Source organism: Micromonospora sp. DT201 (assembly GCF_049841575.1).
Lineage (GTDB): Bacteria > Actinomycetota > Actinomycetes > Mycobacteriales > Micromonosporaceae > Micromonospora.
This window is the reverse complement of sequence record NZ_JBNCKP010000001.1, coordinates 69,930-91,659: the sequence shown is the minus strand read 5'-3', so window position 1 is coordinate 91,659 and position 21,730 is coordinate 69,930. Positions and strand designations below refer to the sequence as shown.

Here is a 21,730-nt window from a genome sequence, read left to right as displayed (position 1 = left end):
AGCGTGCCACAGCTGAGACGCAGCGGGGCGCCGCCACGTTTGTGGCGGCGCCCCGGTGGAGCGAACTGTCGACTCAGGCCTCGGCGGAGTCTCCCGTGAGGTTCTTCACCAGGTTCGGGTCGACCGGAACGCCCGGACCCATCGTGCTGGTGAGGATGACCTTGCGGAGGTACTTGCCCTTGGCCGCGGACGGCTTGGCACGCAGCACCTCGTCGAGCACCGCGGCGTAGTTGTCCACCAGCTGGCTCTCCGTGAAGGAGGCCTTGCCGATGATCAGGTGCAGGTTGGAGTGCTTGTCCACCCGGAAGGTGATCTTGCCGCCCTTGATGTCCTGCACCGCCTTGGTGACGTCCATGGTCACCGTGCCGGTCTTCGGGTTCGGCATGAGACCGCGCGGGCCCAGGATCCGCGCGATCCGGCCGATCTTGGCCATCTGGTCCGGCGTGGCGATCGCCGCGTCGAAGTCGAGCCAACCACCCTGGATCCGGGCGACCAGCTCATCGGTGCCCACCTCGTCCGCACCCGCGGCGGTGGCCTCGTCGGCCTTCGCACCACTGGCGAACACGATCACGCGGGCGGTCTTACCGGTGCCGTGTGGCAGGTTGACCGTGCCGCGGACCATCTGGTCCGCCTTGCGGGGGTCGACGCCGAGGCGCATGGCGACCTCGACCGTGGCGTCGAACTTGACGTTGGTGGTCTCCTTGGCCAGCTTCACGGCCTCGGCGGGGGTGTAGAGCTTGGACCGGTCGATGACATCGGCGGCCTTGCGGTAGCTCTTGCTGCGCTGCATTGCTGACTACTCCTGTGGTCTCTGGCGGGCCGCTCGGCGCGAGCCCTCCCACGGTCTGAACGAAGGCCTGGGCCGACGTCAGTCGTTGACGGTGATGCCCATCGAGCGGGCGGTGCCGGCGATGATCTTCTCGGCCTGGGCCAGGTCGTTCGCGTTGAGGTCGGCCATCTTCTTCTCGGCGATCTCACGCAGCTGGGCGCGGCTGACGGAGCCGACCTTCTCGGCCTGCGGAACACCCGAGCCCTTCTGCACACCGGCGGCCTTGATCAGCAGCCGGGCGGCGGGCGGGGTCTTCAGCACGAACGTGAAGGACCGGTCCTCGTACACGCTGATCTCGGCGGGGACGATGTCGCCCCGCTGGGACTCGGTCTGCGAGTTGTAGGACTTGCAGAACTCCATGATGTTCACGCCGTGCTGGCCGAGCGCGGGGCCGACCGGCGGCGCCGGCGTGGCCTGGCCCGCCGGCAGCTGAAGCGTGAACGTCTTGACGAGCTTCTTCTTCGGAGGCATGTCACTTCCTGGGGCTTGGAGCTGGGAAAATGCGGCTGTCGCCGCCCTCGGAGCGCGCACGGTCAGCGCGATGCGACAGCGGCGACATTCAAGAGTAGCGCAGGCCGCAGCCCACTCGTCCGCCGAGGTCGAGCGGGAGGGAATACGCCGACGTCGGCGGCGGGCCGGGCCCGCCGCCGACGACCAATCAGATCTTGGCGACCTGGTTGAAGTTGAGCTCCACCGGCGTCTCGCGACCGAAGATCGACACCAGCACCTTGAGCTTCTGCTGGTCGGCGTTGATCTCGCTGATCGTGGCCGGCAGCGACGCGAACGCACCGTCGGTGACGGTGACCGAGTCGCCCACCTCGAAGTCGAGGACCTTGATCTCCGGCTTCGACTTCTTCTGCTCGGTCTCGACAGCCGGTGCCAGCCACTTCAGCACCTCGTCGAGGGAGAGCGGAGCGGGCCGGTCGGCCCGGTCGGTCGCGCCGACGAAGCCGGTCACGCCCGGCGTGTTGCGGACGCACGAGTACGACTCGGCGGTCAGCTCCATCCGAACCAGGATGTAGCCCGGAAAGACCTTGGCCTGGATCTGCGAACGCTTACCGTTCTTGACCTCGATCTCTTCCCGGGTCGGCACCTCGACCTGGTAGATGAAGTCCTCCATGTCGAGGCTCGTGATCCGGGTCTCGAGGTTGGTCTTGACCTTGTTCTCGTAGCCGGCGTACGAATGCACCACATACCAGTCACCCGGCGCGTAGCGCAGCTTCTGCCTCAGCTCGGCGACCGGGTCGTACTCCTCGTCCGGCGCGGGCTCAGTCGTTGGGAACTCCGGCTCGCTGGCGGCCTCAACCGACTCGTCACCAGCCGCCGTCGCGACCGCGGACTGCTCGTCCACGGGTCCGGCGGTCTCGTCGTACTCAGGCACGCTCGCTCACTTCCGTCACTATCGGCTGGAGGCAGCCGGTCAGTCCGAGTTGCCGAAGACAAACAGCACGACCTTGGCGAAGCCGAAATCCAGCACACCCACAATCGTCAGCATCACCGCGACGAACGTCACCACCACGGCGGTGTAGGTCAGCAACTCCTTGCGCGTCGGCCAGATGACCTTACGCAGTTCGGCTACGACCTCGCGGAAAAACCGGGCGATGCGGCCGAACACGCCCACCCGACCGGTTTCCGACCGGGTAGTGGGCCGGCTGTCCGCCGACTCCGCCCGGGCACGAGACCGCGTGGCGGTGCCTCCCCGGGAGACCGGCTCGTCCGCGCTGGTGGCGTCGTCGTCGGCTACCTCGTCGACGACCTCGTCGTCCAGACGATCGTCGCCGGCGTCCTCGCCGCGCCGCTTGTTGTCGGCCACTTCGCCCTCCGTCGCGGATTCTCGGGTCGCACGCCGAGCGGCGTGCGCAGCGCTGGTCACGCCGGCCGGACCCAACCGTCCCGCGACGGGCCGCGGCCGGTGGATCATCCGGAGGGCCCGATTGCCTCGGAACCACCCCGCCGATGCCACCACCACGGGCCGGACGCCGCCATGCTGGCGGCGCGACCCACGGGAACGGTCAGGCCTGAGGCGCAGGGGTGACAGGACTTGAACCTGCAGCCTGCGGTTTTGGAGACCGCTGCTCTGCCAATTGAGCTACACCCCTGTGCGGCAACACTCGCCCCACGCGGTCACAGACGACCGAGCAGGGGTCACTTGCCCCACGGCGGACCAGTGTACGGGTAGCCGCCCGACTTTCCCAACCGGTCTCTTCGCCACGCGTGGCGGGCCTGCTTCAGCGTGCCGTCCGGATCGTTGCCCGGGCCTGTGAGAGCACCTTCTCGCCCAGGCAGGTGGCGGTCACCTCGATCTGAGTGAGGCCGTCCTCGGTCACCTCACGGACCCGCGCGGTGACCTCGATCTCGGTCCCCTGGTCATCGTCCGGGACCACCACCGGCCGGGTGAAACGCACGCCATACTCGACCACCGCGTCGGGTGACCCGGCCCACTCGGTGATCGCGCGGCCGACCAGCGCCATCGTGAACATGCCGTGGGCGATCACCCCGGGCAGACCCACCTTGGTGGCGAACCGGTCGCTCCAGTGGATCGGGTTGAAGTCACCCGAGGCGCCGGCGTAGCGGACCAGGTCCGCGCGGGTCACCTGGAACGTCTTGGTTGGCAGCTCCATCTCAGGCCTCCCCGCGTACGACGATCTTGGACCAGACGGCAACCACCGGTTCCCCGCTGACGGTGGTCACGTCGGTGCGCGTGGTCAGGAAGCCGTGCCCGCCCCGACTCTTGACGTCCTCGATGGTGTTGGTGCAGACCAGCTCGTCGCCAGCGACCACGGGCCGGGTGTACGCGAACCGCTGGTCACCGTGCACCACACGGCTGTAGTCCATGCCCAGGGCCGGGTCTTCGATGATCTGGCGGCTCGCGGCCATCGTGACGATCACCGGGAAGGTCGGCGGGGCCACCAGGTCGGGGTGACCCAGCGCCTGCGCGGCCTCCGGGTCGTGGTGGGCCGGGTCGGTCGCGCCGATGGCGGTCGCGAACTCGCGGATCTTTTCTCGCCCCACCTGGTAGGGGGCGGTCGGCGGATAGGTCCGGCCGACGAAGGAAGGGTCCAGAGACATGCCGCGAACCTACACGGAAAGCACAATCGCCGACCTGGTCGGCAGGCAGCGGCAGAGCCGCGCCAAACCGGTCAGATCGGCGATTGGAGAGCTTCGACAGCGGCCGGCATGACGCCGGCCGCGGGTCAGCGGGTCTCGCGGTGGACCGTGTGACGACCGTCGCGCGGGCAGAACTTCTTCAGCTCGATGCGGTCGGGGTCATTGCGCCGGTTCTTGCGCGTGATGTAGTTGCGCTCCTTGCACTCCACACACGCCAAAGTGATCTTCGGCCGGACATCGGTAGCCTTCGCCACGGCGGAGTGCCTTCCTCGCTAACGGAAACAACTACGACGCGCCAGCCTAGACGCTGACAGCGCGGACATGCAAAGTGGGCGCCGGAAGCGCCCATTCCTACGACCACCGGCAACGAGCCCGGAAGACGAGAGTAGCGGTGGCCGGACTTGAACCGGCGACACAGCGATTATGAGCCGCTTGCTCTACCATCTGAGCTACACCGCTGCGATGGGTCCAGCTGAACCCTCGAGCCCCCTTACGGAATCGAACCGTAGACCTTCTCCTTACCATGGAGACGCTCTGCCGACTGAGCTAAGGGGGCCTGCGCGATCTCCCCGTGGGGCGCGCAGAAGTAAGACTACACGGCCTGGCTCGACAGGTGAAATCGGATCCCCGGTGATCGTCTGTGCCCTGCTCAGGGCACGACCCGAAGGCGCGGCAACTCCCCGCTGGAGATCGTTTCCGGCTCGAGCTGGGCCCCGAACCAGGTGGCCAGCCGCTCGTACGGCAGCGGCCGGCTGAACAGGAAACCCTGCCCGATCTCGCAACCGATGTCCTGGAGAAGCTCCAGGGTCAGCTCACTCTCCACACCCTCGGCGACCACGGCCAGGCCGAACTGCTGCGACAGGGTCACCACGGCGTTGACGATGGCCAGGTCCCCCGGGTCGGTCGCCATGCCCTGCACGAAGGAACGGTCGACCTTCACCTCGTGCACCGGCAGCCGGCGCAGGTGCGCCAGAGACGAGTCACCAGTGCCGAAGTCGTCCACCGACAGCCGGACACCGAGGTCACGCAGCCGTTGCAGGGTCGGGATGGGCCGGTCCGTGCCGTCCAGCACACCCGCCTCGGTGATCTCCAAGGTCAGGCGCTGCGCCGGCACCCCGTACTCGGTCAGCAGCTCCTGGACCCGGTCCGGGAAGTGCTGGTCGGTGAGCGTGCGGGCCGACAGGTTGACCGCGATGGGCAGCGGCTGATCGGCCAGCGCCCAGTCGCGGCTGCGGCGCAGCCCCTCGCGGAGTACCACCTCCGTGAGCCGGCTCAACTGGCCGGTGTGCTCGGCTACCGCCACGAAGTCCTCGGGAGCAACCGTGCCGTGCGTCGGGTGCTCCCACCGGGCCAGGCACTCCACACCAACCAGACGCCGGTCCCGCAGGGTCACCTTCGGCTGGAAGTAGACCTGCAGGTCGTCCTGGTCCAGTGCGCGGCGCAGATCGCCGGCCAGACCCAGCCGGCGCAACGATCGGGACTCCAGCGCAGGATTGAACAGCTGCACGCTGCCCGGCACCGACTTGGCCGCCGTGGCAGCCAGGTCGACCCTGAGCAGCAGGGTTGCCACATCGCTGCCGTGATCGGGGTGCACGGCCACCCCGACCGCGGTGTTCACGTCGAGGGTGAGCGCGTCGAAGACCATCTCGTCGCGGATCTGGTCGCGCAGTTGAGCGGCCAACTCGAGCGCCGCGTCAGCGTTCTCCAACCGCAGTGTCACCAGGAACTCGTCCCCACCGGCCCGGCCAACCAGAGCCGACGACGGCGCGCTGGCCCGCAACCGGCTGGCGACCTCGGCGAGGACCTTGTCTCCGGCCGCGTGACCGAGGGACTCGTTGACCTGGCGCAGCCCGTCGACGTCAAAGAGCAACAGCGCCACCACCTCGCCGGGCAGTCGGATCTTGACTGATTCCTCCAGGGCCCCGGTGATCCGCCGTCGGTTGGGCAGCCGGGTCAACGTGTCGTGGTACGCGTCGTGCCGCAGCCGGTCGACCAGCCGGGAATTCTCCAGCGCGACGGCGGCGTGGGCGGCCACGGTTTCGAAGACGGGGAGGTCGGACGGGGCGAAGTGGCCGACATCGCTGAGCCGATTGACCACCTCCAGCGTGCCGATCACCGCCTGCCCGGACCAGAGCGGGACCACGATCGCGTCCTTGGCACCCGCTGCTCGCAACAGCACGGAGCGCTCTCGATCTTCGCCGAACCGAACACCCAAGGCCACCGGCTTCTGCTGGGCAACGACGGACTCGCGCAGGGTCGCCGGGATCTGGGAGAAGTCGAGCAGCCCTCGGCCGTCGACCCGGGCGGTGAGCAGCACCTCGGGGTGTCGCCCTTGAGCGGGCAGCCACAGGGTTGCGTACTCGGCCTGCATCAACGCGCGAACCCGGCCGAGCAGGGCATCCGGCAGCGTGCCGTCCTGCCCGCTCTGACTCATCGCGCGGGTCAGGTCGTAGATGTCGGCGAGGGTGCGGTGCTGGCGGAGGAACTGGGCATAGGCGCGGTAGACCACTGCCACCGTCACGGCAAGTGCGGCCAGGAGGAGTAGCGACCAGCGGGTGGTGCTCACCGCGATCACGATGATTAACCCGACAGTGACGTTGACCCCGGCGGCCAGCAGCGGAACGGTCGAGGTGCGGATGACCTCCAGACCTGCCTGGGAACCCTGAAGAATAGTGATCACGGCGATCACCGCAGCCAGGGTCACCAGTGTGATCGTGCTGACCGCCGCGAATAGAATGCCCCAGGTGCCTGGCCCAACCCCACGGACCGGCGGCAGCGCCAGCAGCACCAAGCCGCCCAGGGATGTCGCGGCGGCGGATCGTGTGACGTTGAAAGCGAATTTGGCAATGCCCAGCCGCCGCCGTACCTGTGCGATCAGCGCGGCCAGCGTGGCAACCAGGACGACGGTCAACGGCGGCAGGTAATAGAGTGCCAGGACCAGGGGAATCTCGGTGACCGTCGCCGAGAGCGTCTGTCGCCGAACGACAAAGCTCAGGACCGGAAAATGAGCGGCGACCAGTGCGACGAGCAGAAGACCGGCCAGACCCCAACTGCCGTAGGGCTCAGGCTCCACCAGAGCGATCAGCAGACAACCGAAAGCTGCGATGAACGCGAGCGGCCCGGTAATGAACCAGGCCAGGTCGGTGCGACGGCGACGACCTACCGTGCGGCTACTCATCCTGCTCCCTTGCCGTCACGAAGAGTCATCTTTAGCACCGACGGCTGGCTACCGTCGGTGCTAAAGAGACGTCGACGGTCAGATAGCAGGAACCATGAAATAGCTCAGTTCCATTCGAACTCGAGAGTTTGAACAGTGCCGCTGGTCGGCACCGCGGCGATCGCGCCGACACCAACAAACAGGGCGAGCAGCATCAGGGTCGAACCAAGCAACCGACCCAGCTTCCGAGTGGGCATTTGTGGGGCTCCTGTCACGAGAGACACGGCGGGGGGTGAAGGTTCCATGATGGTGCCACACGCGGAGAGGCCAACAAAGCCTCTGCGTGCTGGCTCCGCCCGGACGGCGACAAGTCCGACCGATCGTCAGGCCGCGTCGCCTGGTGCGGCGATGTCTCCGCGTCCGTCACGCTCCGCGTCGGTTCGCCAGGTGATCACTCCGACCTTCCGCGCCAAAAAGCCGAAACACCCCGGTTGAAGACCAACGGTGACATCCGCGAGCGCGCGGGTGCTCCCGCGGTGTCGCCCACTCAGTGCCCGAGAAGCCGTACCACGGCCACCCACCGTTGTATCAGAACACTCCCACGAGACCAACACCTGTCGATTGGTTCAACGCGCGGAGGCGACTTCACGACAGACCTGACCCGCCCGCCGCCTGGTCTCAGGAACTCCGCAGCGGCCGGAACGCGGCCCGCACCGAGCGGACGACGTGCCGATGCCCGAACCAGTACAGCGCGCTGCTGTTGACAATGGACTCGCGGGTGAGGCCACCCACCGGCGTACCGTCGACGAACGCGCGGGAGACCTTGTAATGGCTGTCGTTGTCATCGTCGAGCGTCCAGGCGGCCAGCCCGACCGGTGAATTCAGCAGGGAGTAGCCGAACCGGCCGTCGTGAACAGGTTGAGCGCGTCGGCGCCAGCCTCAGAAAAGCCCTTAGGGCAAGATCGACCTGCCCGCCCTGCCCACGATCGGCCGTCAACGGCTGGGCTCAGCCGGACTCGGCTAGATCAACGACAACGGCCCCTGATCAGCGTCTCTGCTGGTCAGGGGCCGTGTCTGCACCTGGTGGCGGGTAGAGGATTCGAACCTCTGAAGCTTTCGCGACGGATTTACAGGGCGTCCGCGCTCTTGAAGCATCTAGGTGGTCTCAGCTGCGGTTTTGACTCCGCCGACTGCCCACCTCACGCTCGCCTGCCCACCATCTGCCCACGCCCACGCAGACCGTCTAACTTTCCAAACCTAACCATCGAGGCTTTTTTTAAAGCCGCTGCTTGCGCCAGGACCCGGACCAAGCCGAGCAGTCGCAGCCGAGAGGCTACATAGCAAGATCGTGGTTTTTTTGCCGACGCGTCAGGACTGAGGGCCGCCGCGCTGGCGGCGAGGGCAGCAGCGATGCCCGACATGATCAGTTGGAATCGCGACGGGGCCTCCGCGAAGCCAGCAGACGCCGCTGTCCAGGTCGCGCCCGCCGTGACGAAGGCACTCACAACTCTCCGCCGACGCTCACGACTCATTGCCACGGGCACGATGATGGCACTGGGCTGCAACATCACCCGAGCGCAACGCCGACTTGTCGTACATGTTGTCGCCGCCGCCGTCGATGCAGTTGGCGTAAACACGGAGCAGGACCGCGACGCCGTGGCCCAGGCGCCGGGCTACCTCGGTCGGCGGGACGCCGGCATTCAGCCAGAGCGAGGCCGCCGCGTGCCGTAGGTCATAGGGCCGGCGGACGAGCGGCGACGCGACCTGAGCATCGGTCATGACACGCTCACGAGCGAGCTTCCACCACCGGTCGTAGACCGACTCCGACAGCGGCCCACCGTGCAGGCCCCGGAAGAACCGACCGTCCGGGCCGACTCCGTGATTCTCGACGTGCGCGCACAGCAGGTCGACGAGCCGGGGCGGGATCGGGACCGTACGAGTCTCAGCCCTCCCCCGGTGCTTGAGTCCGCGCCGCTCGTGGGAGCCGCCGTCATCGGTCCAGTGCGAGCCGGCGCGCGGCGAGGTGCCGGCGAGCACCAGGCGGCCCCAGCGATATTCGATCTTCTCGTGGTTACAGGACCGGGAAGGCTTGACCGCCGCCAGGTCGTCGAAGTCGGCCCCGCAGTCGGCGCACCGGCCGGCAAGGTCGCAGTCCTCGCGCCGTAGGTCCGCGGCTTCCGAGGGGCGCATTCCCGCGTAGTAGAGGCAGCCGAAGAACGCGGTGACCTTGTCGGCGCGTTTGCCGAGAGATTTCACCGCCTCCAGCAGGGTGGCGACCTGGGCCGGGTTCGCCACCACCCGCCGGTCGATGGACTGTGCGGCCTCGGGGGCTGTCCACTGGACCCGGTCGACCGGGTTGGAGTCGATCAGCTCCAGCTCGACGGCGTACCCGAGCACGTTGTAGAAGGTGGCCCGCTTCCGCTGGACGGTGGAGGCAGCCGCGGGCTTGCCGTCGAGGCGTACGCAGAGGCTGTCGAGGACCCGGCGGACCATCGCGGGCGAGTCCAGCTCGACGACCGGGAGCGACGCCGTTTCCAGCCAGGCCAGGGCCGCCGCGTGGTCGGCGGGGATCTCGTCGGACCAGCGGCGCGGGTTGAGGCCGTAGAGGTACAGCGCCTCACGGAGCAGGGCGTCAGCCGGTCGGCCCCGCTTGGTCGGCCGGGTCAGGGTCACCGTGATGGAGGTCAGCGCTTCGACGATCGAGCGCCGGGTCTTGGCCGCCGCCCGGGGCCACTTCATCTCGACGTACGCCCGGCTGTGCGCGTACCAGGTGGTGGGGTTCTTGGTTCTGGCCTCGGAGACCGGGCGGCCGGTGGCCGGGTCGAAGGGCTCCCCCGCGTTGGCCGCTTGGACCAGCTCGGCGCGGAACGAGTGCGCCAGGGCTTTGGTACGGAACATGTCCTCGAAGCGTTGGCCGCTCACCGCCCAGCGGACCCGCCACGGCCGAGCCTTCCGGTCGGCGCGCTTGGCGATCTCCCAGATCTGGACCTCGTAGCTCTTCATGCGGCGTCCTGCTCCAGGTCGCCGAGCCACCGACCGAGCGCCGACCGGCGGACCCGAAGCTGCCCGTTCGGGAGCTTGATGACCCGTGGTCCCTTGCCGGTCTGCCGCCAGTAGAACCAGGTCGAGCGCGGTACGCGCAGTTCGGCGAGCACTTCCGGCACGGTCAACAACTCCTCGTTCACTGCGTTTCCTCCCCGTCGTGCTGTGCGCTGTGCTGAGTTGCCGAAAGATCTGGGGACCCCTGTGCGGCCCGGTCCTTGGCGGCGAGTAGTTCGGAGCGCCAGCGGGCGCGTTCGCTGATAGACCGCATGAGCCGGTGGGTCATGGGGCCGACGTCCGGGTCATCGGGTCGGGCCAACTCCCAGGCGTGCCGGACCCGTTCCGTGATGGCGCCCTGGTCGTCGATGAGTTGCGTGCCGTCGGTGGTGACGCCAAGCAGTGCCCGCACCCAGGCCCGTGCGTCGTGCTTGTGGTCGGCGAGGGTCTTGCCGGACCAGTCCCGGGAGATGAGGATGCGCCGGCAGCCGATGCCGAGGGTGTCGCGCTGGTGGACCTTGCCCTTGCAACGGCCGGGCTTGAGCTTGGCGTGTGCCTTCTTCGGCTGGACGCCGTAGAGCAGCCAGTTGGCGCACCGGTCGGTGCAGGGGGTCAGCTGGAGTTGCTGCCAGAGCCGGTCGAGGTGCCTGCGTTGCCGGTCAGTGGTTGCCTTGTGGCAGTCGCCGGTGTGCTTGGTGATGTATTTCGTGACGTACCGGATGGTCCGTTCGGCGTCCTCGGTTCCAGGCATGACGCCGCGGGCGTCGACCTGAGCGCCGAAGCGCACGACGTGCACCGGCTCGGCGTCCGGGTCGTCGTCGATGCCGTCGAGGGCTTCCGTCCAGGTGGTCAGCGGCTCGCGGGAGTCGGGGTCGACCCATGTCTCCGCCTGCTCGTCCCAGACCGGGAGCCGGTCGAGGGTGTAGCGCTGGACGTCGACCGAGGGCCACCACACCTGGTGATAGGTCGCCGCCGCCACCGTGCGGAGCACGTCCCGAGGGATGGTGCCCCGGATGGCGAAGTGGGCGTGCGGGGCGAGGCGGCGTTGCGGCTCGACGCAGCCGGCGTACTGGACGTTCCAGCCCTCGCACCGCCGAAGGTTCTGCCAGAACCGGTCGAGAAGCCGAGGGAAGTGCACGGCGTCCCAGGCTGCGCGGCGGTAGTCGTACCTGGCCGGGTTGACGGGGGTGCCGTCGGGGCGGACCGGGCCGTACGAGTCGAGGGTGAGTGTGAGCCACATCGACGGTTGGTAGGTGGAGCCGTCCGGGGCGGTATAGGTCTTGCCGACGGTGCGGCGCTCGACCTTGCGCCGGGGCAGCTCGGGGGCATCTTGGCGCCGCTTGGTGGACCGCTTGCGTCGCTGGCCGGGCTCGTCGTCCTGGTCCTCGTCGTCGCTGGAGTGCGGTGGTCCGACGCGCCCGCGCAGGCCCTCGGCGGCGTTGGCTTCCTCTACCTCGCGAATTGCCTCGTCAAGGTCGGTCACCTGGTTCCACTGGGCCGCCCTCACCGCCTCATCCCGGGAGAACTCCAGGTGTGCGCGGAACAGGATCAGGGACTTCTGCGCCTCGGTGGCGGGTTCCGGGCCGGGTAGTGGCTCGTCGTCGCGGTGCCAGCCCTCGCGGATCTGGGCTTGCCGGAGCCTGCGGTTCTTCTTGGCGCACGGCGGGCACTTGTCCTCGCGGGTCGCGCCGCAGGGCAGGTCGATGACCTCCGTCAGGCCGGTGTCGAGATCGGTGCGGCGCATGGCGAGCGGGCGGACGTAGACGCCGTACTCGATGGCGATGTCTTTGAGCACGTCGATCGAGCGGGGTAGCGCCATGCGGGCCGCCCGCGACCCCGGTCGAGGAGCAACCGGGGTCGGGGCGGGTTCAAGACCGGGCAGGGTCGAAGCCGTCATCGGCCCACCCCCACCGTGAGTCGAATGCGGTGGTCTCGGGTGCCGGCCCGCCGGTACTGTCCGGGCTCACCAAGAATCCGAGCGGCGAGGTCGACATGAACAGCGATGACGGTACGACGGTGCTGTGGCGCCCAACCGGGCCGAAAGAGCTGGATCTCGTCCGCGAGTCGGGATGGCGGGCATGGCCGCCGCGCCTGCCGGATCAGCCGATCTTCTACCCGGTCCTGAACGAGGACTACGCGGTCATGATTGCCCGGGACTGGAACGTGCCCGCGTCCGGCGTCGGCTACGTGACCCGCTTCCGGGTGGAGTCGGAGTTCCTGAGTCGGTACCCGGTTCGCCAGGCAGGCGGAAAGACCATCCTGGAGCTGTGGGTGCCGGCCGAGGAGCTGGACGAGTTCAACGCTCACATCGTTGGACTGATCGTGGTGGTTCACGAGTTCCGGTAGCCGCCGCCCGGCGGCGAGGGTGGCCGTCATCGGATGATCCCGACGACCTGGGGCCGGTTGTGCTGGACGACGCCGATCGGAGGCAGCACCGCGGCTGATGCCGGCGGCATCACCGGAGCCGGCGGCGCGAGTTCGACCGGCTGCGGCTCGTCGTACCAATCGCCCTGCCGCTGATCGACCTCAGGAGCCGGCGGGGTGGTGGGTTCGCTGGACAGGACGACCTTGACCAGGGCGAGGAAGGCCAGCGACGGTACCGCCGCGACGATCCAGCCCCAGACGGACGGTTCGGCTTCGGCGACCTGGGCGGCGAGGGAGAGCAGCGCGAACGCGATCAGGAGCACGCCGACCAGGCCGACGGGTCGACCGGCACGGCGGCGGGCGCGGATTTCCAGGCCGAGGTAGATGGCCATCAGCTCGACGGCTACGGCGTTGGCCCAGCCGATCCAGTCGGGTTGGCCGTGGGCGACGGTCAGGTCGTGGACGTGGGTGAAGGCGGCGGCACCGGCTGGTAGTCCGCCGAGATCTTGACCGTCGTCTCCCGCGACCGCTTCCCCAGCTCCGGATCCAGGTCCATCACCCGGACCTGCCACACCCGCTGGCCGGTCAGCTTGTCCTTCGCCGGGCTGCGCCGGCCGGTCTTCTCGTCGTAGTCCTCGACCTCGCCCAAGGACTCGGGCACCAACGCGCACCCCGCCGGGAACACGTCCTCACACCGCACCGCGAACCTCGTTCCGCCACGCAGAGCCATCGCCCAACCTCCAACTTGTTAACTTGTCTGCCAAGTTGCGATCCAAGGTAGACGACACTTGGCAGACAAGCCAACAACTTCGTAGGCCAAACAACTCTGGCTTGCACTAGCCGCCACCCCTTGGACACCTGGCGGAAGCGCCTACTGAGCCAGCCGCCACCCGATGTCCGCGCCCTGCCTGCAGGAAGAGGCGCGATTTCGTTCGAAAGTGACGAAGCATCCAGGGTGTTCGCGCCCCAGCGTGGGGTAACGTGCACTCGTGCTGATCAGATTTGAGGCCAGCAACTACCGGTCGATCGCCAAGAGCGTTGAGTTGTCGATGGTGGCTGTTGACCGTGGGCGCGAGGCAGCCCGGGAGGCCCCCAACCTTGGGGAGAGCCTCCTGACATTAGGTGCGATCTACGGACCGAACGCCTCCGGCAAGTCGAACGTTGTCGGTGCACTCGCCTGGCTGCGCGACGCCGTGGAAGATTCGGTGCGCTTCTGGGAGGAAGAAATCCCACTGGAGCCCTTTGCATTCGGCTCAGGACCAGCCAGACCTAGCGAATTCGTCGTCGAAGCCACGGTTGACGGGGTGCGTTTCGAGTACGTCCTCGAGCTTGATGCTAGCCAGGTCCTTTATGAAGGACTTTTCCACTATCCGGAGAGAAAGCGCCGCAGAGTTTTTGAACGCGAGGGCTCCGAGCTGAAGCTTCAGCGCGGCCTAGGAGCATTGTCCGGCACCCGCGAACTAATGACTGAACGAACGTTAGCACTGTCCGCCGCACGGCGATTCGATGAGCCTCTAGTTTCGAATTTTGCCAGAGACCTCCTGCGCATTCAGGTCCTCGGCCACGTGCCCCGCCGAGGACGCCCGGGAGGTTTCTTCAGCAGGCCACGGCGCTATTCTCCGAGGGCGGATACGATCCGCTGGTTCGATAGTCCGGACAGCGATCAACCCTCGCTCTTCTCCCTCGTAGAAGACGAGGGAAAATGGTCCAATTTGAGCAGGCGTGAACAGGCACTAGCAATGCTACGGCTTGCCGACCTAGGCATCGAAGATGTTGTTATCGATGAGCAGGCAGTCGCTTACTCCAGCTCGGGCGGCGAGACCCGCACCCAGCGCCGACTAAGACTTGTTCACCGGTCCGGCGAAAACTCGACCCCACTCGATTTCTCGGCCGAGTCAGAAGGGACGAGAACATGGTTCGGTCTAATTGGAGCAGTGCTGATAGCACTGCAGTCGGGGTCGATTGTCATCTTTGACGAGTTGGACGCCAGCCTCCATCCGACGCTGTCTGCGGAGTTGCTACGAGTCTTTCAAAGCCCAGTTACGAATCCGTACGGGGCACAACTCATCTTCACCTCACACGACACCAGCCTGCTCAACCATCTGAACCGAGATGAGGTATGGCTCACCGAGAAGCGACTCGACGGCTCCACTCGACTCGGCGGGCTAGCCGAATTCGCGGGCGAGCGGGTGCGCAAGTCACAGAACTTGGAGAATGCCTATCTGCATGGCCGGTTCGGCGCACTCCCCCAAGTCGATCAGACAGAGTTCCTGCGAGCGCTCGGGCTGATCGGCTGACCGACGATGCCACCACGCCGCCGCGGGCCGAAGCCCCTCAAACGCACGATCGCCCAGCGTCCAGAGCTACACACGGTCGTGGTCTTCTGCGAGGGCAAAAACTCCGAGCCCGACTACATCAACGGGTTAAAGAAGCTGCCCGAGATCGCTGCCAACACGGCCCTCAATCTTGAAATCCATCCCGAGCAAGGCGTACCGCTGACCCTTGTGAAGATGGCCGTCGACCGGCTGGCCGACCCGGAGGTAGATGAATGCTGGTGCATCTTCGATGTCGAATGGCCGAAAAACCATCCAAACCTCTTCGACGCTAGGCAGCTTGCTCAGGCCAAGGGTGTCGGGTTAGTCATTTCGAACCCGTGCTTCGAAGTTTGGCTAATCCTGCACCATCGCGACTTAACCAAGTTTCTCAGCACTGCTGAGGCGGAAAGCATGAGTCGCAAGCTCGACGGCCGAGCCGGAAAGAGCATCGACAGCGCCATCTACATGCCGCTGCGAAAGCAGGCAGCTCGCCGAGCCGAACAGTTGGAACAGCGCCACACACGTAACAGCACCGCCTTCCCTGATGACAATCCGTCATCGGGGATGCACCATTTACTGCGGGCACTCGGACAGCGATAGGGGCCTGCCGTGCATCCATGGGAAGAACGGAAACAGGAAGATAAGCAATCACGGCACGCCAAGTCGACTTAACGGAACGAGAGGGTCTTCCAGATGGGCCTGCGGGGTGAGACTAATTCTCTGGATGAGGAACACTCGCGACCGGCGGGTGTAAACGATGCGACCGTCGAGGCGTTGGGCGAGCTGAGCAAGGCTCTTGAGACGGTCCACCGCGTACGGGGTCACCTGTACGCGGCACACCAGCTCGTCGGCGGTGCGGATTTCACCCTTGATCGGGTCGTGCGGCTGCTTCGCGAGGCCGGGCACGACGAGATGGCTGACCGGGTCGAGCACGAGCTGTTGGGGCGCAACGTGCTACCCGGCCGGTGGACGTTCCAGATCGTGGAGGAGTTCGATGACGGCTACTACGCCGCGTTCCAGGAGATCGAGCGGGACGCGCGGCAGAAGCTGGCCGGCGGACGACGGCACATCTTCGAGGCGGAGATGAAGGAGCGGCGGCGTACCCACGGGATGCCGGGGCACGAGGCTACGCCGTAGCGCTGCCAGCAAAGCCGTTCGGGATCATCGAGGTCAGGGCGTTGGCTCGGGCCTCGATGATCCTCATCCGTGCCTGGTACTCGGCCGGTTCCCGGTGCGCGGCCTGGCTGGTGACCTGGCCGGGCCACTTGCGGTAAAGCAGGCCGTACTCCCGGGTGAAGTAGCCCGCGCTGACCGCGTTGGCCGCGAGCAGCAGGCCGGTGTCCTCGGAGGCGGGCAGGGCCATCCAGCCGCCCAGGGCGAAGACGAGATCTCGCCGCAGGCACAGGGTCGCCGGGTGCACCGATGCCCGGTAGTCGTTGGCCTGCCAGAACGACAGGACCGACCCGCGGTCGATGATTCCGCCGGCCGGGTCCTTGTCCCATCCGGCGGTCGACCCGTCGGGCAGCAGGTCGAGTACCCGCGAGGTGGTCCAGCCGATCTGCGGATGCGCGTCGAACGCGGCGATATCCCGGGCGAGTGCGCCGTCGGTCAGCTGGTCGTCGGCGTCCAGCACCTTGATGAGTTCCCCGGAGACTCGGGCGAGCGCGAGGGTACGGGCAACGCCAGGCCCACCGGGACGGCCGGTGCCCAGACTGATCCGAGGATCGTCAGGCAGCGCGTCGACCAGGGCACCGGTCTGCCCGTCCTCCTGGACGAGCCATTCCCAGTCCCAGCCGGCCGGCATCTCTTGCTTGGCCAACGACTCGTAGGCGCCAGCCAGGTGCTCGATGCTGGGCGCGTGGACCGGGGTGATGACCGAGACGAGCTGCGTCAATTTTTCCACCGCTGGAGTTTGTGGGAGTAGACAAGCTCGGTGCGGTCGCCCGGCATCACCACGTCGGCGACCTCGACGATTCGGCCGGTGGTGTCGGTCGAGGTCTTCCGCACGGTGAGCACGGAAACGCCCGGGTCGATGTCCAGCAACTCGGCCTCGTCCGGCGACGGCGGACGGGCGCGGATCTCGTCGTCGATCCGGTCCAGCTCGATGCCCAGCGTGGAGAGCTGATGCTGCGTGCCGCCCGGCCACGGCTCCTTGCCCGCGTCGAGCAGGTCCGGGTTCGCGGCCACCAGGTCGTACGGCAGGTAGGAGTACGACACGGTCAGCGGCGCGTGCTCATGCCGTGACGACGTCCAGTAGACCCGGCGAAGCAGCGGCGTAGCCAGCTCGACCTGGAAGGCCGCCGCTATCTCCGCGTCAGCCTCTACCCGGGAGTATTCGGCGTGGAACTTCAGGTCGTCGACGGTCAGGCCGGTGTCGTGCTCGGTGGCGCCAGTCTTCAGCCGCTCGCCCTCGTCGAGCAGGACGCGATCCTTCTCCCACTGGTACCGCTCGGTGTTGCGACGGCGTACCCGCTGGCGAGGTGCCCGCACGTAGGTGCCGCGCCCCTGCTCCGCCCGGACCAGGCCCCATTCCCGAAGCTGCCGAATGGCATTGCGAACGCTCGTGCGTGACAGGCCCGAGGTGTCGGCCAGCTCGGTCTCGCTGGGCATCAGAGTGCCGGGGGCCAGTTCACCGCTCACAATCTTTGCCCGCAACTCTTCGGCGAGTTGCAGGTAGCGAGGGCGCCAGTCCCGGCCTTGCACACCGGTCACCGTATCCCCTAGACGTTCCAACGTCTGCCAGGTGGTCCCGCCAACGGGCCGCTCGGGGACCGGCGGCACCGCTAACGCACCTCGCGGTGGCCGCGCAGGGCGCAGGCCAGGAGTACGAGGAGCAGCTGACCCCGGCGGGTGTTGGCGTTCACTCCGTCTCTCCGGCCCGCTCGCCGCCATCTGCCGGTGCCAGCATCTCCAGCTGGGCGTATACCAGCTCGTCAATGAGCCGGTCCACCTGCGCGGACGACAGGAGTACGGTCTGCGTCGCGCCGCATCGGGTCGCATCGAGCTTCACGGTGTCGTTCCTGGGCCTGGCGGCGTTCTTCGGCTGGCGACTGGGGGGTCGTGCCCCGACAGCACCGGCCAGGGCAGCCGCTATGAGCAAGGATGCCCACCGATAGCCGGACACGAACAGTCGCCGGGTTCGCGAACCCGGACAGACGAGACCGGACGATGTGCACAGAGTTTGTCAACAAGATGTCCCGATTGCACCTGCCGCCCTCACGTGTCTAGTCCCACCTGATGCTTGACGGATCCTTCTGTTCTGGATCAAGGCGCCACGCTCCGCGCGGCGCGAGGGCGGTGAGCCGGCCGGCGGCAAGCCGCCCCGGTCGCCTGCGGCGCCGGGGCGGAGAGCCACCGACGGCCGCCGGACCGCCGCCCCCGAATTCGCTCATCCACGAAGCGGCACGAGCACGGCTAGGCGGTACGGAAGCCGACGGGTCGACCTGGTCGGGGGCGGGGCTCCCGGCTGCCGCGCCAGGCCAACCCCGGGACTGGCTTGCCCACGGCCTACCTACAACAGCCAGCTACGCCCCAGAGCAGAGCCTTCAGCTAGTCGCTAGGCCCGCGCTAGGTCCTGTATCGCGGATCTTGGCGGCCCGGGGCGACGATCGATCGGACTGAGCCCGGTCGCTCCCGTTTCTCCGGCCGCCCGTCTCATTCCGTCAGTAGCATCGCCCCATGCCGACTGAGATTGTCTTCGAGACGCACTCCTGGAGTGAAGACAACGACAGGGGTCTTGCCACCGGGTGGCTACCGGGCCAACTTTCCTCCAGGGGACGAGCATTGGCAGCCGAGGTCGGCCAGCGCAGACGAAACGACGGCATCGAGACGGTATTCGCCTCGGACCTGCGCCGGGCTGTGCAGACGGCCGACATAGCCTTCTCGGGAACCGTAATCCCCGTGCTGCACGACTGGCGCCTGCGGGAGTGTGACTACGGGGAGCGTAACGGCATGCCAGCCGCCGAGCTGCACGAGCGGCGCGGCCGGTACCTGGACCATCCCTACCCAGGCGGTGAGAGCTGGCGACAGGCCGTGCACCGGGTTGGGCGCTTTCTCGATGACCTGTCGCTGCGATGGACGGGCCGGCGAGTCCTGGTTATCGGGCACGTCGCCACTCGATGGGGACTCGACCATTGGATAAACGGAGTCCGGCTGGAGAACCTGGTTGACGCCGACTTCGCCTGGCGTGAGGGCTGGGAGTACCGGATGGCCGACCACCAAGATCCGCGAGGCAGCGGCCCCTAGGTCCCAGAGGCGACACCAGCACCAGCATCCGCGACCTCAGCGGAGCCCTTAGAGGCAAGATCGACCTGCCCACCATCTGCCCACAACCAGTCGTCAACGGCTGGACTCAGCCGGACTCGGCTAGATCAACGACAACGGCCCCTGATCAGCATCTCTACTGGTCAGGGGCCGCGTCTGCACCTGGTGGCGGGTAGAGGATTCGAACCTCTGAAGCTTTCGCGACGGATTTACAGTCCGCTCCCATTGGCCGCTCGGGCAACCCGCCAGGGCACCCCACCGCGTCGTAACGCGGCGGCGGAAGCAAGAATAGCGGCTCCCCCCTGCACCGGCGCAACCGGGTACGGTCAGGGGGTCGTGCCGCTGGTCGGTGGCCGACGGCAGGCCCAGACCGCCGGACAGCAGGAGCAGAAACATGGCAACGAACCCGTCGTTCGACATCGTGAGCAAGGTTGACCGCCAGGAGGTCGACAACGCCCTCCGGCAGGCGGAGAAGGAGCTCGGGACGCGGTTCGACTTCCGCGGCACGGGCGCGGAGATCTCCTGGTCTGGTGATGAGGCGATCGGCCTTCAGGCGGAGACTGAGGAGCGGGTTCTTGCCGCCCTGGACGTGTTCAAGGAGAAGTTGGTCAAGCGGAACATCTCGCTGAAGTCGTTGGACGCTGGCGAGCCGCGCCCGTCCGGCAAGATTTTCAAGATCGACTGCAAGGTCGTCCAGGGCATCGAGACGGACAAGGCCAAGGCGATCAGCAAGAAGATCCGCGACGAGGGTCCCAAGGGCGTGCAGGCGCAGATCCAGGGCGACCAGCTGCGGGTCACCGGCAAGAAGAGGGACGATCTCCAGGCGGTCATCTCGCTGCTCAAGGGCGAGGATTTCGGGGTCGCCCTTCAGTTCGACAACTACCGGTAACAAGACGCGTCGCTCTCTGACCGGCGCGCCTGTTCGCGTCGGCTGATCAACTCGTGTTTCCCGGGATGGTGGCACCCGGGCTGCCGTGACAGGCCGGCATCACACAGATCGAGTAGGTCAAAGTCGGGGCCCTCGTCGAGTGCAAGCTCGACCGAGGTTTCGCGGCTTATGCCCGCTTGTCGACGCGCCTCCGGGAAGCACCGTGAGCACACCGCAGACCAGAGGGCGTGATCGACTCCATATCGCCGACGTGGCGGTATCTGAGCGATCTGATACCGCAACCTCGGCGATGTGGAGTCGATCAAGCACTGGGCTGCGGACTGGACCGGGGCCGCAGCCAAGGCCGGGGCCGCAGCCGGGGCCGAGGACTGGGCCGCAGCCGGGGCCGAGGACTGGGCCGCAGCCGGGGCCGAGGACTGGGCCACGGCCGCAGCCGAGGCTGCAGATTGCCCGTCGAGGGACCCGAGTGGATCGAGCTTGACTGGTCAGACGGCGAGGAGTTCTTCGGCGCGTACCGCATGGGTTTCTGCTCGGGCGATGGGCCCGGCGGGCGGTGCGGCGACCGCGGCCCCGATGGCGACTGCCGCCCCGGCGAACAGGAAGGCCCACCGGACGCCGCCGGCGTGATCCACGATCAGGCCGGCCACCGAGCCTCCGGCGGCGCTCGCCGCCACCGCCACGGTGACCACCCAGGTGTACGCCTCGTTCAGCATGGCGGCGGGTGCGATCCGGCCGACGAGGGTGTTCTCCAGGGTCAGCGCGGGTGCGATGGTGGCCCCGCCGACGACCAGCGCGACACCCAGCGCCAGCGGGGTGGGCATCACTGCGAACACCACGAAGGTGCCGGCCAGCGCGGCGAGCAGCAGGGCGAACTGCCGGGTCATGTTCGGTGCCGGCTTGCGGACACCGAACCAGAACCCGCCGATGGCGCTGCCGATCCCCCAGACCGCGAGGAGAAGGCCGGCCAGGCTCTCCGGGTCGTCGGTGGTGTGGCCGCTCGCGTAGGCCGGCACGATCACGCCGGCGGCGCCGAACGCGATGCCCAGGCCGGCCACGCAGAGCAGCAGGGCCGGGAAGCCGGCGACCCGCAGCGGGCCGAGCCCTCGGGCGTGGTGCTCCTGCGGGTGCGGACGCCAGCCGCGCATGACCCGGCCGAGGGCCACGATGGTCGTGCCGACCAGGGTGACCACGGCCGCGCCGATCAGCGCGGCCGCCGCGTCGGCGACCAGTACGAAGCCGGCCACGAGCAGCGGGCCGAGCACGAAGACGATTTCGAACAGCGAGGTCTCGGCTGCCAGCGCGGTGTTGCGCAGGGGGTACTGGCCGGAGTTGGGGCCGGTCAGGTCGTTCCAGGCGCCACGGATGGCGGCGGTGAGCGGCGGGTACGTGGCGCCGGCCACGGCTGCGGCGACGTAGATGGCAGGGAGGGCGTCGTCGCCCGAGCGGCTGGCCAGCAGCAGGCCGATGAGGGCCAGCGGGTGGGCCACGGCGGTGACCAGCAGGACGGGGCTCGGGCCGACCCGGTCGGCGATCCGCCCGGCAACTGGGCTGAGCGCGGCGCCGGCGACGGCGTAGATCCCGCCTGCGATTGCGGCCAGCGAGTATCGCCCGGTCACCTGCTCAACCACCAGGAGCAGCGCCAGCGGGGTCATGCCGATCCCGAGCCGCCCGATGATGCCGAAGACCAGCAACATCGGGGCGCCGGGAATCCGCCAGACCCCCAGGTACTGACGCAGCGCGGCCACCGTGAACCTCCTGAGGGTGTA

General features: G+C 67.5%; 23 protein-coding genes, 4 tRNA genes and 1 pseudogene. 6 read left to right on the top strand and 22 right to left on the bottom strand.

Annotation, left to right across the window (positions count from 1 at the left end; genetic code table 11):
* Positions 1-73: 73 nt before the first annotated feature.
* The 15 genes from rplA to ACLQ28_RS00410 form a co-directional block, all read right to left on the bottom strand.
* On the bottom strand, positions 74-790 hold the full coding sequence (rplA, locus tag ACLQ28_RS00480) for a 50S ribosomal protein L1 (protein ID WP_357110203.1): 717 nt from the start codon (positions 788-790) through the stop codon (positions 74-76).
* Positions 791-868: 78 nt separating this feature from the next.
* Positions 869-1,300, bottom strand: coding sequence for a 50S ribosomal protein L11 (rplK, locus tag ACLQ28_RS00475; protein ID WP_110563109.1), 432 nt, complete (start codon positions 1,298-1,300; stop codon positions 869-871).
* 187 nt (positions 1,301-1,487) lie between these two features.
* The gene (gene nusG / locus ACLQ28_RS00470) at positions 1,488-2,210 is read right to left on the bottom strand and encodes a transcription termination/antitermination protein NusG (protein ID WP_425684231.1); all 723 of its coding nucleotides are present in this window, start codon (positions 2,208-2,210) and stop codon (positions 1,488-1,490) included.
* A gap of 39 nt (positions 2,211-2,249) precedes the next feature.
* Positions 2,250-2,642, bottom strand: coding sequence for a preprotein translocase subunit SecE (secE, locus tag ACLQ28_RS00465; RefSeq protein WP_425684230.1), 393 nt, complete (start codon positions 2,640-2,642; stop codon positions 2,250-2,252).
* A 213-nt stretch (positions 2,643-2,855) separates the two neighbouring features.
* A tRNA-Trp gene (locus ACLQ28_RS00460) sits at positions 2,856-2,928 on the bottom strand.
* Positions 2,929-3,057: 129 nt separating this feature from the next.
* Entirely contained in the window at positions 3,058-3,450 is a 393-nt protein-coding gene (locus tag ACLQ28_RS00455; RefSeq protein WP_425684229.1) for a MaoC family dehydratase, read from the bottom strand.
* 1 nt (position 3,451) lies between these two features.
* Positions 3,452-3,898 carry an FAS1-like dehydratase domain-containing protein gene (locus ACLQ28_RS00450; protein ID WP_425684228.1) on the bottom strand — a complete coding sequence of 149 codons (447 nt, stop codon included), beginning with the start codon at positions 3,896-3,898 and terminating at the stop codon, positions 3,452-3,454.
* 125 nt (positions 3,899-4,023) lie between these two features.
* Positions 4,024-4,191 (bottom strand): 50S ribosomal protein L33, encoded by a 168-nt coding sequence (rpmG, locus tag ACLQ28_RS00445; protein ID WP_007073056.1) that lies wholly within the window; start codon positions 4,189-4,191, stop codon positions 4,024-4,026.
* 132 nt (positions 4,192-4,323) lie between these two features.
* A tRNA-Met gene (locus ACLQ28_RS00440) sits at positions 4,324-4,396 on the bottom strand.
* 24 nt (positions 4,397-4,420) lie between these two features.
* Positions 4,421-4,493 (bottom strand) — tRNA-Thr (locus ACLQ28_RS00435).
* A gap of 93 nt (positions 4,494-4,586) precedes the next feature.
* Positions 4,587-7,115: a putative bifunctional diguanylate cyclase/phosphodiesterase gene (locus tag ACLQ28_RS00430; protein WP_425684227.1), complete on the bottom strand. Its 2,529-nt coding sequence runs from the start codon at positions 7,113-7,115 to the stop codon at positions 4,587-4,589.
* Between the two features lie 104 nt (positions 7,116-7,219).
* Positions 7,220-7,351 (bottom strand): hypothetical protein, encoded by a 132-nt coding sequence (locus ACLQ28_RS00425; protein WP_425684226.1) that lies wholly within the window; start codon positions 7,349-7,351, stop codon positions 7,220-7,222.
* 1,264 nt (positions 7,352-8,615) lie between these two features.
* Positions 8,616-10,097: a tyrosine-type recombinase/integrase gene (locus tag ACLQ28_RS00420; protein WP_425684225.1), complete on the bottom strand. Its 1,482-nt coding sequence runs from the start codon at positions 10,095-10,097 to the stop codon at positions 8,616-8,618.
* A complete protein-coding gene (locus tag ACLQ28_RS00415) occupies positions 10,094-10,279 on the bottom strand; it encodes a helix-turn-helix transcriptional regulator (protein WP_030329852.1) in 186 nt (61 codons plus the stop codon). Before ACLQ28_RS00415 ends, ACLQ28_RS00420 begins: the two co-directional genes overlap by 4 nt.
* Entirely contained in the window at positions 10,276-12,030 is a 1,755-nt protein-coding gene (locus ACLQ28_RS00410; RefSeq protein ID WP_425684224.1) for a replication initiator, read from the bottom strand. The genes ACLQ28_RS00415 and ACLQ28_RS00410 overlap by 4 nt, the downstream gene beginning before the upstream one ends.
* A gap of 95 nt (positions 12,031-12,125) precedes the next feature.
* Here ACLQ28_RS00410 and ACLQ28_RS00405 point away from each other — a divergent pair, with 95 nt between their 5' ends.
* Positions 12,126-12,479, top strand: a complete 354-nt coding sequence (locus ACLQ28_RS00405; protein ID WP_425684223.1) for a hypothetical protein — start codon at positions 12,126-12,128, stop codon at positions 12,477-12,479.
* Positions 12,480-12,505: 26 nt separating this feature from the next.
* On the opposite strand, the gene ACLQ28_RS00400 is transcribed toward ACLQ28_RS00405, so the two are convergent.
* Positions 12,506-13,069, bottom strand: coding sequence for a DUF2637 domain-containing protein (locus ACLQ28_RS00400; protein ID WP_425684222.1), 564 nt, complete (start codon positions 13,067-13,069; stop codon positions 12,506-12,508).
* Positions 12,973-13,227, bottom strand: a pseudogene (locus ACLQ28_RS00395) (transcriptional regulator); the annotation flags it as partial. The gene ACLQ28_RS00400 and the pseudogene ACLQ28_RS00395, both read right to left, overlap by 97 nt.
* A gap of 259 nt (positions 13,228-13,486) precedes the next feature.
* Here ACLQ28_RS00395 and ACLQ28_RS00390 point away from each other — a divergent pair.
* The 3 genes from ACLQ28_RS00390 (at position 13,487) to ACLQ28_RS00380 (ending at position 15,949) form a co-directional block, all read left to right on the top strand.
* On the top strand, positions 13,487-14,794 hold the full coding sequence (locus ACLQ28_RS00390; protein ID WP_425684221.1) for an AAA family ATPase: 1,308 nt from the start codon (positions 13,487-13,489) through the stop codon (positions 14,792-14,794).
* Positions 14,795-14,800: 6 nt separating this feature from the next.
* Positions 14,801-15,412, top strand: a complete 612-nt coding sequence (locus ACLQ28_RS00385; protein ID WP_425684220.1) for an RloB family protein — start codon at positions 14,801-14,803, stop codon at positions 15,410-15,412.
* 93 nt (positions 15,413-15,505) lie between these two features.
* Positions 15,506-15,949: a hypothetical protein gene (locus tag ACLQ28_RS00380; protein WP_425684219.1), complete on the top strand. Its 444-nt coding sequence runs from the start codon at positions 15,506-15,508 to the stop codon at positions 15,947-15,949.
* On the opposite strand, the gene ACLQ28_RS00375 is transcribed toward ACLQ28_RS00380, so the two are convergent.
* The 3 genes from ACLQ28_RS00375 to ACLQ28_RS00365 all read right to left on the bottom strand — a co-directional run bounded on the left by ACLQ28_RS00375 (position 15,939) and on the right by ACLQ28_RS00365 (position 17,822).
* Positions 15,939-16,715: a glycosyltransferase family 2 protein gene (locus tag ACLQ28_RS00375; RefSeq protein WP_425684218.1), complete on the bottom strand. Its 777-nt coding sequence runs from the start codon at positions 16,713-16,715 to the stop codon at positions 15,939-15,941. The genes ACLQ28_RS00380 and ACLQ28_RS00375 overlap by 11 nt on opposite strands.
* Positions 16,703-17,524 (bottom strand): GntR family transcriptional regulator, encoded by an 822-nt coding sequence (locus tag ACLQ28_RS00370; RefSeq protein ID WP_425684217.1) that lies wholly within the window; start codon positions 17,522-17,524, stop codon positions 16,703-16,705. The genes ACLQ28_RS00375 and ACLQ28_RS00370 overlap by 13 nt, the downstream gene beginning before the upstream one ends.
* A gap of 148 nt (positions 17,525-17,672) precedes the next feature.
* Positions 17,673-17,822 carry a hypothetical protein gene (locus tag ACLQ28_RS00365; protein WP_425684216.1) on the bottom strand — a complete coding sequence of 50 codons (150 nt, stop codon included), beginning with the start codon at positions 17,820-17,822 and terminating at the stop codon, positions 17,673-17,675.
* 668 nt (positions 17,823-18,490) lie between these two features.
* Here ACLQ28_RS00365 and ACLQ28_RS00360 point away from each other — a divergent pair.
* Positions 18,491-19,057 (top strand): histidine phosphatase family protein, encoded by a 567-nt coding sequence (locus ACLQ28_RS00360; protein WP_425684215.1) that lies wholly within the window; start codon positions 18,491-18,493, stop codon positions 19,055-19,057.
* Between the two features lie 181 nt (positions 19,058-19,238).
* On the opposite strand, the gene ACLQ28_RS00355 is transcribed toward ACLQ28_RS00360, so the two are convergent.
* Positions 19,239-19,322: transfer RNA gene (locus ACLQ28_RS00355), tRNA-Tyr, on the bottom strand.
* Between the two features lie 147 nt (positions 19,323-19,469).
* Here ACLQ28_RS00355 and ACLQ28_RS00350 point away from each other — a divergent pair.
* Positions 19,470-19,964: a YajQ family cyclic di-GMP-binding protein gene (locus tag ACLQ28_RS00350; protein WP_425684214.1), complete on the top strand. Its 495-nt coding sequence runs from the start codon at positions 19,470-19,472 to the stop codon at positions 19,962-19,964.
* Between the two features lie 485 nt (positions 19,965-20,449).
* Here the strand turns inward: ACLQ28_RS00350 and ACLQ28_RS00345 are convergent, their stop codons facing one another.
* Entirely contained in the window at positions 20,450-21,709 is a 1,260-nt protein-coding gene (locus ACLQ28_RS00345; protein WP_425684213.1) for an MFS transporter, read from the bottom strand.
* Positions 21,710-21,730 lie beyond the last annotated feature (21 nt).

What these genes read in the sequence shown, in the direction of transcription:
- rplA (WP_357110203.1), bottom strand. Translation starts at nt 790, where the DNA reads ATGCAGCGCAGCAAGAGCTACCGCAAGGCCGCCGATGTCATCGACCGG.
- rplK (WP_110563109.1), bottom strand. Translation starts at nt 1,300, where the DNA reads ATGCCTCCGAAGAAGAAGCTCGTCAAGACGTTCACGCTTCAGCTGCCG.
- ACLQ28_RS00455 (WP_425684229.1), bottom strand. Translation starts at nt 3,450, where the DNA reads ATGGAGCTGCCAACCAAGACGTTCCAGGTGACCCGCGCGGACCTGGTC.
- ACLQ28_RS00450 (WP_425684228.1), bottom strand. Translation starts at nt 3,898, where the DNA reads ATGTCTCTGGACCCTTCCTTCGTCGGCCGGACCTATCCGCCGACCGCC.
- ACLQ28_RS00430 (WP_425684227.1), bottom strand. Translation starts at nt 7,115, where the DNA reads ATGAGTAGCCGCACGGTAGGTCGTCGCCGTCGCACCGACCTGGCCTGG.
- ACLQ28_RS00425 (WP_425684226.1), bottom strand. Translation starts at nt 7,351, where the DNA reads ATGCCCACTCGGAAGCTGGGTCGGTTGCTTGGTTCGACCCTGATGCTG.
- ACLQ28_RS00420 (WP_425684225.1), bottom strand. Translation starts at nt 10,097, where the DNA reads ATGAAGAGCTACGAGGTCCAGATCTGGGAGATCGCCAAGCGCGCCGAC.
- ACLQ28_RS00410 (WP_425684224.1), bottom strand. Translation starts at nt 12,030, where the DNA reads ATGACGGCTTCGACCCTGCCCGGTCTTGAACCCGCCCCGACCCCGGTT.
- ACLQ28_RS00405 (WP_425684223.1), top strand. Translation starts at nt 12,126, where the DNA reads ATGAACAGCGATGACGGTACGACGGTGCTGTGGCGCCCAACCGGGCCG.
- ACLQ28_RS00385 (WP_425684220.1), top strand. Translation starts at nt 14,801, where the DNA reads ATGCCACCACGCCGCCGCGGGCCGAAGCCCCTCAAACGCACGATCGCC.
- ACLQ28_RS00380 (WP_425684219.1), top strand. Translation starts at nt 15,506, where the DNA reads ATGGGCCTGCGGGGTGAGACTAATTCTCTGGATGAGGAACACTCGCGA.
- ACLQ28_RS00360 (WP_425684215.1), top strand. Translation starts at nt 18,491, where the DNA reads ATGCCGACTGAGATTGTCTTCGAGACGCACTCCTGGAGTGAAGACAAC.
- ACLQ28_RS00350 (WP_425684214.1), top strand. Translation starts at nt 19,470, where the DNA reads ATGGCAACGAACCCGTCGTTCGACATCGTGAGCAAGGTTGACCGCCAG.